The 13017-nt window shown below is 43.6% G+C and carries 11 protein-coding genes; 9 read left to right on the top strand and 2 right to left on the bottom strand.

Annotated features, from left to right (window positions below):
* Positions 1 to 447 precede the first annotated feature (447 nt).
* The 4 genes from L3C95_RS35100 to L3C95_RS08720 all read left to right on the top strand — a co-directional run bounded on the left by L3C95_RS35100 (position 448) and on the right by L3C95_RS08720 (position 3492).
* Positions 448 to 936, top strand: a complete 489-nt coding sequence (locus tag L3C95_RS35100; RefSeq protein WP_236386798.1) for a T9SS type A sorting domain-containing protein — start codon at positions 448 to 450, stop codon at positions 934 to 936.
* Positions 937 to 1257: 321 nt separating this feature from the next.
* Positions 1258 to 1668 (top strand): hypothetical protein, encoded by a 411-nt coding sequence (locus L3C95_RS08730; RefSeq protein WP_236386796.1) that lies wholly within the window; start codon positions 1258 to 1260, stop codon positions 1666 to 1668.
* A gap of 61 nt (positions 1669 to 1729) precedes the next feature.
* The gene (locus tag L3C95_RS08725) at positions 1730 to 2770 is read left to right on the top strand and encodes a sensor histidine kinase (RefSeq protein ID WP_236386793.1); all 1041 of its coding nucleotides are present in this window, start codon (positions 1730 to 1732) and stop codon (positions 2768 to 2770) included.
* Positions 2767 to 3492 (top strand): LytR/AlgR family response regulator transcription factor, encoded by a 726-nt coding sequence (locus L3C95_RS08720; RefSeq protein ID WP_236386790.1) that lies wholly within the window; start codon positions 2767 to 2769, stop codon positions 3490 to 3492. The genes L3C95_RS08725 and L3C95_RS08720 overlap by 4 nt, the downstream gene beginning before the upstream one ends.
* A gap of 125 nt (positions 3493 to 3617) precedes the next feature.
* On the opposite strand, the gene L3C95_RS08715 is transcribed toward L3C95_RS08720, so the two are convergent.
* Positions 3618 to 4187, bottom strand: a complete 570-nt coding sequence (locus tag L3C95_RS08715; RefSeq protein WP_236386789.1) for a hypothetical protein — start codon at positions 4185 to 4187, stop codon at positions 3618 to 3620.
* A 134-nt stretch (positions 4188 to 4321) separates the two neighbouring features.
* Here L3C95_RS08715 and L3C95_RS08710 point away from each other — a divergent pair, with 134 nt between their 5' ends.
* From L3C95_RS08710 to L3C95_RS08690, 5 genes are all read left to right on the top strand, one after another.
* Positions 4322 to 5080 (top strand): response regulator transcription factor, encoded by a 759-nt coding sequence (locus L3C95_RS08710; RefSeq protein ID WP_236386787.1) that lies wholly within the window; start codon positions 4322 to 4324, stop codon positions 5078 to 5080.
* Between the two features lie 186 nt (positions 5081 to 5266).
* On the top strand, positions 5267 to 6082 hold the full coding sequence (locus tag L3C95_RS08705) for a helix-turn-helix domain-containing protein (RefSeq protein ID WP_236386784.1): 816 nt from the start codon (positions 5267 to 5269) through the stop codon (positions 6080 to 6082).
* A gap of 15 nt (positions 6083 to 6097) precedes the next feature.
* Entirely contained in the window at positions 6098 to 6820 is a 723-nt protein-coding gene (locus tag L3C95_RS08700) for an SDR family NAD(P)-dependent oxidoreductase (RefSeq protein ID WP_236386781.1), read from the top strand.
* 247 nt (positions 6821 to 7067) lie between these two features.
* Entirely contained in the window at positions 7068 to 11192 is a 4125-nt protein-coding gene (locus tag L3C95_RS08695) for a DUF6531 domain-containing protein (RefSeq protein ID WP_236386779.1), read from the top strand.
* 17 nt (positions 11193 to 11209) lie between these two features.
* Positions 11210 to 11797: a DUF416 family protein gene (locus tag L3C95_RS08690; protein WP_236386778.1), complete on the top strand. Its 588-nt coding sequence runs from the start codon at positions 11210 to 11212 to the stop codon at positions 11795 to 11797.
* A gap of 473 nt (positions 11798 to 12270) precedes the next feature.
* Here L3C95_RS08690 and L3C95_RS08685 read toward each other — a convergent pair whose 3' ends face one another.
* Complete coding sequence (locus L3C95_RS08685; RefSeq protein ID WP_236386774.1) at positions 12271 to 12999, bottom strand: LytR/AlgR family response regulator transcription factor; 729 nt, start codon at positions 12997 to 12999, stop codon at positions 12271 to 12273.
* Positions 13000 to 13017: the final 18 nt, after the last annotated feature.

Genomic DNA, 13017 nt, shown 5'->3' with positions numbered 1-13017 from the left:
TTTTCTAGCTGCATCAACGCAAGTGATTTAAGTCGTTCAAATTCAGCTTAACTTGTTAGAAAGTGTTTAGTGATATTTTCGTCTAATTCTAGTGTCAGTTTTACGTTGCCTAATTGAAAGTGATAATCTTCTCTTGATGTAAATATAGAGAAATCGTCTTTTTTCTTGTTTTTTAGACTTCGCAATAATTTCGTCAACTTGTTCTGGTGTCATTTTTTCAAGTTCATTTTTTACTTGTTCAATGATGCCAGTCATCGCTAATGCGCTATTAATGAATGAAAATCATACCACACAAGTGTGTTATGACAGCATTCTCCAAGCTGTACCCAGATAGTATGCTCTTCTAAAGATAACCATAGATCGCGTAGTGTAAAAAACCTTATTGTATGAAAGGTCTCCTTCATACAATAAGGTTTCACAAATTAACGGCAGGAATCGGTCTGATTAGTGCCAACTGGTGTAACAGATGCCGGATCTATTTCGTCCACACGCGCCCACGTAAACTCGAACGGCGCAGGAGATGTTAATGGCGATGGTTTCAGTGATGTGCTTATCGGCGCAATGCCATATTCTAATGGTCAAGAACATGAGGGAGCAGGGTTTATTTATCATGGTGGAGCTGCCAGCGCGGGATTAATGGTAGCGGCAGCGCCGGAGATAGAAAAGACCGTCGATGTACCTGCTTCAAGTGTTGTGAAAGTGTTCCCTAATCCGGTAGTGAATAATATGTCTGTTCAGCTACAGGGATTGGATGTGCAAGCCACAACTTATGTACAGGTGGTGAATATACAGGGAGTACTCGTTAAAACTATTAAAGTTGGTAACGTAGATAGCTATCAGCAGTCTATTGATCTTGGCGGGCTTACGCCAGGGATATACTTTGTTGTCATACAGAATGGCGGTAAGGTGTTCCGGGAAAAAGTAGTGAAGCAGTAGATATGTGGAAACCATATTAATACAATGCCCTTGTTGTCGTAGCAAGGGCATTGTGTATATCAGGAGAAAGTCATGGCTTGGCTGACTTATTATTCCCTCCAGCGAAAAACTCCCTATAACCTCATCGCCGGTCCCTGATAGAGATCGAAGCGATTGCTGTGGCCGACGATGTAGCTGAATGGCAAAAACAGATCCTGTTCACATGCAGCAAACGCCATTTCAAATAACAAAGTTTCAGAGGTAGCTGTGTCAGGATAGTTTTGCTCATGATTTCGCACTAAATAGCGCAATCAGCAATTGACACATTTAAAAACATCTAAAATGAAAAAAGGAACATTAATTCAGTTATTTGGAATACTGCTTATCACGTTGATGACTGCATGTGCAAAGCCATCTTATTTTGGAACCACATATCCACCCACTTCAAATGTTGACGTATATCTCGACAAGGCTGACATCAGAAAGCAATATACAACCATGGGTTCTACCACCCTTGAGAAAGGATTTGGTTCAATAGAAGCCACCCAGCAAAAGGTGATAGAAATGGGAAAAGCCAAAGGAGCAGATGGCGTAATTATGACGCTCACAGAAGATGTGGTCGTTACCCAGCAAAATGGCACAGCCATTGCAAGTAAAACGAAGAAGGATAAGGTAATAGCCAATTCATCCTCTCAAACAAGGGATATTAAGGAAACAAAGATAATTGCAACCTTTATTAAGTACAATCAGTAAACCCATAGTGGAATTGCGTAAGTACCCTTACGCAATTCTTCTTTATAAAAACCGTCACCTGATGTTTATAGTAAATTACAGGCGATTGCTTTTATTAGCATTATTCTCCTTGCTTATGTATGGCTCTTTCTTCTTCCTGTCATACGTAGTGGATCCCGGGCGAACCACTAAAGAATTTACTAGTCCATGGAATCTGCTACTTTTTGTAGTCGAATCAGTTATTACCCATTATGTACTGATATTTGAAGTGATCATTCCTGCGATGCATAAGGAGCGTAAGTACAGCAAATTGCTGATGATCACAATATTGCTTTTCCTCATTAAATTCATATTGAACTATGGCTACTTTTTGATCCAGCGGGAGCATAATGTTGTTTCCACCAAAACTTCATTATCTCGGAACAGTATGAGCTGGCTATTGCTGATAGTGTACGTATTTAACATTATTACAAGTTTTTCAATAGCACTGTTAGTGGAATGGATACGAAAAGGGAAAGAACGTATCATGTTGGAAAAACAAAGAACAGAAGCAGAACTCAGTGCGTTAAAGCACCAGATCAATCCTCATTTCCTGTTTAATTCGTTAAGTTTCATTTATGGAAAAGTTATTAAACTAGATAAGGAAACTGCGGATTCGATACTGATACTGGCAAACATTATGCGGTATGCACTGGGAAAAAGCGATACAACAGACGGACAGGTGAGCATTATGGATGAGTTAGAGCATATGAAAAATGTCGTTGAAATTAATCAGCGCCGTCATAACCGGCATTTACATGTTCAGTATGAAGAACAGATCGATGACCAGTCGATTAGGATTATTCCATTGGTGCTGATAACTTTGGTGGAAAATGCCTTTAAACATGGCGATCTGCATAACGCGGCTCATCCCCTGCTTATAAAAGTATGTACCAATGTAAACGAGTTTTCTTTTGACATCAGTAATAAAAAAGGAAAAGGTATTAAGGAGTTGTCTAATGGGGTTGGTCTTCAGAATATCAGCCAGCGACTCAGTCTGACCTATGGACACCGTTGCAGTTTCATATTGCAGAACGAGGAACAATTCTTTAGCGTATCATTAAAAATAAACTGGAACATATGATAGATTGTATCATTATAGATGATGAGCAGCATGCTATCGATCTTCTCAAAGAACATATCGATCAGGTACATTTCCTACGTTTAGTGGGCACGACCACAGATCCGGTAAGAGGACTTACAATGATAACAGACCTACGACCGCGGCTCATCTTTCTGGATGTGCAGATGCCAAATCTTACCGGTATAGAAATACTAAATCTCGTCGGCAAGGACAGTTATATTATCATGACAACGGCCTATAAAGAATATGCACTGGAAGGCTTTGAACACGCCGTGGTAGACTACCTGTTAAAACCGATAGCATTTGTCAGGTTTCTGAAAGCCGTTAATCGCCTGTGGACTTTTCACAATGCCACCCAATTGAAAAGTGACCAGGATAGTTACGTATTTGTAAAAACAGAACAAAAAGGCAAGTTACTGAAGATCGACTCCCGTAGGATCACATACATCGAGGGTATGGGCAATTATGTTGTTATTCAGATGGACGACCAGCGGAAGATCACCGCCTATCTGAAGCTGAAAGAACTTGCTGAACACCTGTCAACGATGGGTTTTGTACGCATACATAAGTCGTTTATTATATCACTCAGTCATCTGACCGCCATAGAAGGTAATATGGTGAGGATCCTGAACGAAACAAAACCAATTGTTATAGGAGAAGCGTATAAAAAGGAGTTTTTTGAACTGGTGAATGCAAAGTTGCTTTCTTTTAGCCGGGAATGAAATACCTACTTATTTCCTGAGTTCGTTTAGGTTGGTACCGCTGTAAGGGATTTCCAGCCTGTTGAGTGGAAAATTTAAAACCCGCCTGTACCATGATCAGTATTCGTTTACTCTTCCGCTAGGCCCTACCGAATCAGAGACGTTTTATTTTTCAATTTCAACTTTCTATACCCCATCAATCCTAACTGTGAGAACAACGTTAGCAGTGTAAGAGGCAGGAAAACTCCCTTAAGAATAGTGCTACAGGAAGTCAGCTTTATAATACTTGCCGAAATCTCATTTTCAGATATTAGCATACTGATGATACCAATATCCTCTCCCAGGTCGAACGCCCCCGCCAGTATTGGAAAAAGCAAGCTATAGAATAGTGCACTATTCCACAGACCGTTTTTCACAAGCAATTTCGTAATTGACACTGTAAAAGTAATGACATACAAAAAAATAAAAGGAATATCTGCATACAGTTCAAGTGATAAATAAGCTTCTCTTCCCTCGCTTCGAAATTTCTCTAATAACTGATGCACATAAGACGCATTATAGCCGTTAGACATTGTATCCAGGAGTTGCATGTGTCCCAGCAACAGCTGTAACCTCGGAATAAGCATGAATGTCATTACCATAAAAAAAATAACCATTGGCATAGCACATGCCCAAATACTAATCTTTAATAAAATGTTCCTGATTTTCTGTTTCATCGTGCCTATATATATTTGCCTTTCAAAATTGATTTACAGCATTTAGTTGCTTACTAAATAACTGTACAATCTATTACCTTCGCAAAGGTATTCAGCGCGAAAGCAAGGGTAAATAGTAATAAATGACCATTTTTATGACGACAGCTAATCCATCTCTTAATGACATATTCAACCAGGATTTTGCCAGCGAGCTTGATCCAAAGATGTCCCTCCAAAAATACATGCATGTCGCCTTCATATTCTCTGTTTTACAAAATTCAACCGCGGTTCTTACTGACTTTAAATCGCGAAGAAATTATACTTATCACGGAGCCTTATCAGCGCATCTCGGCATTGGAGAGAAAATGACCTCTGAAATGTCAGACTCAGTCTGGGAAGAGCGTATTTTAAAATGCATTCATCCCGATGATCTCAGGTCTAAACAAACAATGGAACTGCAGTTATTTCATTATATTAAAAACAAACCCCAGGAGGAACGTTTAAATTATTATCTCGTCATGAGAATCAGGGTGATGGCAAAAAATAAAGTATATGTCCCGCTGGAATTGAAAATATTCTATGCCTCATCTGTGGATAGCATTCAACTTGTTCTATACATATACAGCTTTACTTCCCCAAACAACGGAGACCAAACTACGCCATATACCATTATTAATTCCAGTAATGGTGAAACATTGTCAGGTACGGACCTCCGCTTAAAAAAAATCCTGACAAAGCGTGAAATTGAGGTCCTGAAAGAAATTGCCAAAGGCAGTGCAAGTAAAGAGATATCAGAAAAACTGTATATAAGCAAGAATACTGTCGACCGCCACAGGCAAAACATAATCGAAAAACTACGTGTAAAAAATTCAACCGAAGCTTGTCATGCAGCTACTTTAATGGGAATTATTTAGAGACAGTTACGCCGTAATGTTATTTATCTGCCGCGAAACTACCCCCATTAACATCGCGAATTCCCGGGAGCAAAGCACCTCTCAAATGAGCCAACCAACAAACCAATATGAGCCAAACAACAAAACGTCATAACATGTTCCTCTCCTAACTTTGTCTTGTCAAAAATGCAGCAATGCAAGTAAGTCATGGAGAAGCCGACCGTTCAACGTTCACAGATCGTTCATTATTGCTACAGCGCCACTAACAAAGAAGGCGAACATTTCATTGCGGAGCATGCACTTAGCTACCTGCTAGCCGGTTCCCAGGAATTTTATGCAGACGATGGCAAGCACCTGTTCAAAGCAGGTGACATCCGGCTGTTTGCGAAAGACCAGCTGGGCCGGTTTGTAAAGATACCACCGAACGGCGAACAGTTTGTTGTGATCACGGTTCGGCTGGACCGCGATACACTACTGAGTATGAGCGCTGAGCTACAGTTTTCTTCCAAAGCGACTTACAATGGGTCCCGCGTGTTGCAATTACCGCGTGCACCCTTATTGCTTAACTTCTTTCAATCGCTGAAGCCTTACTATGAGACCATGCAACCGGCAAGCAACGCGTTACAAAATATGAAAATAAGAGAGGCCATTATGATCTTGCTGGAAGTACAGCCATCCCTGCAGAATTTGTTGTTCGATTTTCGGTCACCGCGCAAAATGGATCTTGAACCTTTCATGCAGCGTAATTACCGATACAATGTGAACATCGATAGATTTGCTTACCTCACAGGACGCAGCCTGGCTACTTTTAAGCGTGATTTTCAAAAGGCGTTTGGCATGCCCCCCCATGCATGGCTCATGCAGCAACGCCTGCACAAAGCGCATGAAATGCTGCTGTCACAGGGCTTATCTGCCTGGGATGTATTCGAAGATGTAGGCTTCAAAGATTACACACACTTTTCCTTTGCCTTTAAAAAAGCATTTGGTTACCCGCCATCCGCTGTCAAAACATTGCATTCTTAAAAAAAATAACATAATATGAGAAAGGTATTGATAACCGGCGCCAATAAGGGCCTGGGATTTGAGCTCGCTAAGTATTTATTACAACAGGGGTACTTTGTATACATGGGTTGCCGCAACGCAGTTACAGGCCAGCGCAGCGTAGATACATTACAAGCGGAAGGCCTTGTGCATTGCGAACTGATAGAAATTGATGTATCTGATCAGACCTCTGTCACACGCGCTGCCGAAGCATATGGTCGTAAAGAAAATGTGCTGGATATCCTGATCAATAATGCGGGCATTCTGGGACGCCGTCAGGATCCTTCACAGCCTTTAAACGTAGCAGACGTACGTCACGTATTTGAGACCAATTTCTTCGGCGCCATCATGACTACGGAGGCCTTCCTTCCCTTCCTGGAACAAAGCAAACTGGCGGTGATCGAAAACATCACCAGCGACCTGGCTTCATTAACCAAACACCAGGACGAAAATTGGATACTATATAAGGCTAAATCCATTTCATACGGTCCGTCAAAAACTGCGTTGAATGCTTATACGGTAGCGTTGGCATTTCAGTACAAGGACAAAGGCTTCAAGATTAACTGCGTAACACCCGGTTGGACCTCCACAGATTTTAATGGGCATAGCGGTGGCAAATCTGCCGCTGAGAACTGCATCAACCTGGCTAAATACGCGATGTTGGATGAAAACGGCCCTACTGGTCAATACTTCGGGGAAGCAGGCGCTATGCCCTGGTAATCCCCTGTTTATAATACAGAAGTCCGGTATCAGCTGCATGGCATGATACCGGACTTACTGTTAGGATTTGCAAATGCTGGTCGGGTTGAGCTTGCAGAATATCCCCGAAAAGAATTCACCAGTCAGGACCTGAAGAACGATATCATTTTCGAAGCTAAATTTTTTAAGAAAATCTTATATTACAGTAGAGTTTTTGTCCCCCTATTGCCTGTAACCCGTTTCGTATCAGACCCAAATAAACCATTGTATGCTGGTTAGCAATAAACATTTCACCCCGGTTATCGGACTGGATATACACATTGTAATACTGTTCGGCTTTCCGATCCCACTTCCCCATCCATATATCGGGTTTGTAATTGATCCTATGGACTATATCCCATTTATGGGCGCGACCACCAAAGTGAACCATGTGCCGCGCGGTAAAAGCGATACTTCCGGTATTATTATCATCTTATTTCATATACCCATGGGTGGCCCTTTCCTGTTGGCGCCTATGATCGGCCACGACTCGGTGAACTTCTTTGGCAGTAAGAAAGTAAAAGTCGAGGGCAACCTCATGAGCCCTTCCGGGCATATGTTGATGACGTGTAATGACATTGGTATCCCTCTGTCCTTACAGCCAGGCAAAAAACTAAAGCCCATTCCCAGCATGTATCTGCCTACCTCATTTTCAATCCCGGTTTCATTTGGCAAACCGGTAATGGTAGGCGGCCCCTATGTGCCTGACTGGGCAGGAGCCATGTTGAACCTTGTTGCTTCCTTTGGTTTCGGCGCGCTCATGAAAGGTGCCGGCAAACTGGGTAAAAAAGGGCTCACCCGATTTAACCATGCACTGCAGGGAAAGATCGGCAGCAACAAACTCAGCGCCATGTTATGTAAGAAAGGATTTGAGCCGGTGGACTTAATTCAGGGTATCGTTATCTATGACGGCGTCGACTTTGAGTTGCCTGGCCCCCTGCCTTTAATATGGTCGCGATCATGGAACAGTGATAGTCCGCATACAGGTCCTCTGGGACATGGAACTCAGCTTAGCTATGACATGCGTGTCGTAGAGCTAAATGAAGACGACGCTACTGCTGTGTTACTCGGTGATGGGCGCAGCGCAATTTTTAATCCACTGCCTTACCCTGGAGACACTGATTATCATCGACATGAAAACCTGACACTTACCCGCACCGATCCTGATCAGTACCAGTTATTTGATCATCAGCGCAGGCTATTTTATCAATTTCAAAAGTCCCGTTTTCAGGACCAGCAATATTACCTCCACACCATCAGCAATGAGGCCGGCTTTACGATCAACTTCACTTATAATTACAAAATGCAGCTGGTGGAAGTAATAGACAGCGCTGGCCGGCGCCTGGAGATCGAAAACAACCCAAACGGATATATAACGGCAGTCACTGCATATCATCGGGGCCACCAACAACTGCTCGTACGCTACGGATATAATGAAGCCGGCGACCTGAGCGAAATCACCGATGCACATGAACAGACTACCCATATTCAGTACCGCAATCATTTAATGGTTGCCAAAACTGATCGCAATGGACAAACATTTCGCTGGGACTATGACAAGCAGCGACGCTGTATCCACACATCGGGAGATGGTGGCATTATGGAAGGCTGGATTGATTATCATACGAAAGAAGGCTATAATCACGTCACTGATGCACTGGGAAATATCACCACTTACTACTACAACCCCGACTTCCTGGTAACACAGATCAAAGATCCTCTGGGACATTCCAGATTTTTCGAGTACACAGCAGACTTCGAATTATACCGGGAAATTGATGAAGAAGGAAACATGAAAGGATATTCCTACGATGAACGGGGCAACTGTATCAGCGTTGAACAGCCGGACGGCAGTGCTCTTTCCTTCGCATATGATGAAGATGGCAGAATGCTGTTAGCGAAGGATGCTCAGGGCAATACCCGGTCATATGTCTATTATCAGAACGACCAATTTAACGGTCTCCTGCATACGGTTACTGATGCAGACGGTAGTATGACTATTTTCAGATACAACGACCTGAATTTACTGGGTCAGATAGAGGACCACAAGAAACAAAAAACCGTACTCGCATATGACGATGACTACAATCTGTCAGCACTTACCCTGCCAAACGGAGGCCTCTCTACCTGGGAATATAACCCCTGGGGCCAGTGTATCGCTACCCGCAATCCCCTGGCTCAGGAAAGGCGTTTCCGCTATGATGCGCTGGGCCGGATGACGGAAACAAACCTACCGGATGGCAACCACATAAAACTGGAGTACAACGCTTACCAGGATGTTACCCGGCTGGTAGACAGGCATCGTGAAGTACATTTTGCATACACTGCCATGGGCAGCCTTAAAATGAGGCAGGAAAACGGTTCAAAACTTCACTTTTTATATAACAATAATGATCAGCTGACGGCGCTGATAAATGAGCATGGAGAAAAATACAGTTTCCTGCGCAATGGCCGCGGAAATATTATAGAAGAAGTTTCCTTTGATGGCCATCATAAACGCTATGAACTGGATGCTGCAGGCAAGGTGATAAAAGTACTGCGTCCCGAAAAGCGATGGTCAAATTATGAATATGATGTAAATGGAAGACTGACCCGTGCCGAACATAGTGACGGCAGCTGGGAAACGTATAGCTATGACCTCAATGGCAAGATCATCGAAGCCGTCAATGAATACAGTACCGTCAGGATAGAACGTGATACCGCAGGAAGGATCATTCAGGAATCGCAGAACGGTTTTACTGTTACAAGTACATATGACCGCACAGGCAGGCGTATCGGAATGCAAAGCAGCCTTGGCGCCAGCCTGCAGCTCCGGCGGAACGCTGATGGCGATGTAGTCAGCCTGTATGCGAAGGCCACAGACCTGCCTGATCCCTGGATCGCCTGCATTGAACGCAATCACCTGGGACTGGAAATTGAACGCAGTCTTCCCGGAGGCGTCAGGAGCGGGTGGAGTTATGATAAAGCAGGATTGCCTGACTGCCACTTCGTGGATAGCGGACAACAACAAATGCGCAGGAAACATTACCGCTGGAATGCCAGCCATCAACTGAAACAGATCCTGGATGGCATCAGCAACGGCGTGCTGAAGTTCGGGCATGACGACTTCTGCAACCTGGCCTGGGCACAGTATGAAGACGGACAATATGATTACCGTCTTGCGGACAAAACCGGCAATCTATACAGATCTCAATCCCGGAACGACCGCAAATATGGCCCCGGCGGACAACTTCTGGAAACGCCTGATTGGCGGTTCATCTACAATGAAGAAGGCCAACTGGTGAAAAAGCTGGCCACCCGCGGAACAAAAGCGTGGGAATACGAATGGCATGGAAACGGGCTGCTTAAAAGAGTGTTACGTCCCGATGGCAAGGCAGTGGAATTCCGTTATGACCCCTTGGGAAGACGTATAGAAAAACTGTACAACGGGAAACTTACCAGGTTTCTCTGGGACGGCAATACACTGCTGCATGAGTGGAGTTATCCTGTGAAGGAACGGCCTCATATAAGCGTAGACGAATTAGGTAACGTCCAGGAAGATCACCCGGAACCCGTCCCCGCAGAAGCACTGGTCACCTGGATATTTGATGAAGGATCCTTTGCACCGGCAGCCAGGATTGCCAATGGAAAACAGTACTCAATAATAACTGATCACCTGGGTACTCCCTGCCAGGCGTATAATGATTCCGGAGACAAGGTATGGGATTGCGAATTGGATATATCTGGCAGTATACGTAAGTTAGCGGGCAACCGGGAGTTTATTCCTTTCCGGTACCAGGGACAGTATGAAGACCAGGAAACAGGCCTTTACTACAACAGGTTCAGGTACTATAGCCCGGAAGAGGGTCTATATATCAGCCAGGATCCCGCCGGACTGGGTGGTGGCTTACGGTTTTACAGCTACGTGAACACGACGGACAGTGTCGATCCTTTGGGGCTCGTGCCTGTGCCGCCTCAGGGACCTGTATCACCCCTAAAAGGACCTCCTACAGATGAAATGATGAGGGAACGGGCTAGTGAGCTGGCCAAGATGTACGGCGACAGCGAGGGTTATAAAACGGTGGCCGTAGCACATGCAGTTGATCCTACCACAGGTGATCATTTCCTTGTCATAGCGTCAAATGACACCCACCTTTCTCCCGCAATCAGGGATAGCCTGAAAGAAGGTGAGATCCGGGCACACGGTGCAGGGCATGCGGAAGTTACAGCCATCAACTTTGCTCACTCGAAAAAACTGGAAGTAAAGTCAGTGGCAGCCAGCAGACCTATCTGCCCGAACTGCGAAGCATTCCTGAAAGAAAAGGGCGTTCGTCCTGCAAGCGTTTTAAAATCCGCAGTAAATGGCTGCAAATAAACTCAATAAATACTACCATGCTGGAAAATTTAGAAGAAGCCTTATCAGCACTCGACGAAAAGGACATATCCAGGCTCGCATTGACAAATGCGGAGACATTGTGGATTACTTTCAGAGATGTTTACCGCAAAGAATATCGTGGAAACGCGGCGCAGATAGACAAGAGCCTTGACGAGGCATGGTCCGTTTCCAATACCGGAAACATCACTGACACCGAACGCCTGGAGCTGGCTGTCAAAGAAGAAATACCGGATATGGACGACTATAGTGATATCTTTGAAACAGAATGGCGCTCAGCATTAGCTTCTGCAGCACAAAATGCAGTTATCAGCGTGTGGCAAGCTATTTCCAGCCTTCATAGCGGCGCAATCAGTAAAGCAATGGAAACGGCAACAATTACAGACAATACAATTGATTTGTTGATCAATACCCGCCAAAGCATCGATAAAGGGGATGATTTTGACTATGACGACGAATATGTTCAGCAGCATCAGTTAATGCAGGAGGAATTAAAACGCCAGAGCGATGCCATTGCGGCTATTAAATCCGGTGAAACGGAGCTTCGTGCGAAATTCGTCCATCCACTGCGATTAGACCGTCTTTAATTTAGCGGCAAAAACAAACTGGCGTCATAAGCCGGCCTTTTCTAAACGAAAAACGTGATGCAACCCATACTTGAATTGCATCACGTTTTAGTAAGGAAAGCTACGGGAAGGAAAAGAATATTGAAGAAACGTTGTGGTTATCCGTAGCCATTGAAATCATCATTAAATCAGGTAAAATGTTAACCTGATCAGAAGATAAATGAACTTGTAGGATTGGTAACGGTAGTCTCAGTGGGAATTTTAACTTCACGGTTTTTTTTAGGGAATACGGGTTGTTCATCAACTTTACACTTACAAACCACCCGTTTTTTGATTTGGAGCTTCTTGGTCGACATAGACTTAGATTTAGGATTTAGGATTAATAGATGATTATATAATCCTAAGTTTATCTTTTACAAAAAAGATTCATAATTCTTTCGACCAAGCGCATCTATTATTCGACAAAAACGACTATACGAGCCCATTACAATATATTAGAATAATTCAACTATATGTTTTTTTACATCCTCCCAATAGGTTGGGCCAATTGGAATTCGTTTTACCGTAGGTAGGCTGATTTCTATATGCATGTCCTGAATATACTTAATAGCGCTTTTGCGGACAATGCAGGAACGATTAACACGCAGAAAAGCGGGAGGAGGAAGTAATTCTTCTATTTTGTTCATCGTGATGTTCAAAATAACCTTGCCATTGGGCAACTGTAGTTCCATGTAATCTTTTAACGCCTGCACAAGTATAATGTCGTCCAAACAGATCTGTACCCGCTTACGGCCTTCCTTAGCCCATACATAGTTCTTTGTCTCGCCACTTTTAGGGGCAGTAATGGCAGAATGCTGTATCTGCTTCAATTTAAACAGCTCATTTGCTTTAGTAACGGCTTTGAGGAAGCGCTCAAATGCAACAGGTTTAAGCAGATAATCTACCGCATCCAATTCATAACTTTCGAGGGCATGCTCATGGAAAGCAGTTGTAAATATTACCAGAACATTCCTCTGACGAAGAATACGCAACATTTCCAGTCCGGTCATCTCCGGCATTTGTATATCCAGAAAAATTAAGTCCGGCTGCAATTCCTGTATCGCTTCCAAGGCAACTATCGCATTGTCACAAATACCTACTATATCTAAATAACTTACTTTCCTGGACAGATTCTCCAGTATTTGCTGGGCTATGGGTTCATCGTCAACTATCAGAACTTTCATTGTAAAAGGGTAAGGGTA

This window comes from Chitinophaga filiformis, from assembly GCF_021646545.1.
Lineage (GTDB): Bacteria > Bacteroidota > Bacteroidia > Chitinophagales > Chitinophagaceae > Chitinophaga > Chitinophaga filiformis_A.
Note: the sequence above shows the minus strand (reverse complement) of the source record. Positions and strands in the feature narration are given on the sequence as shown.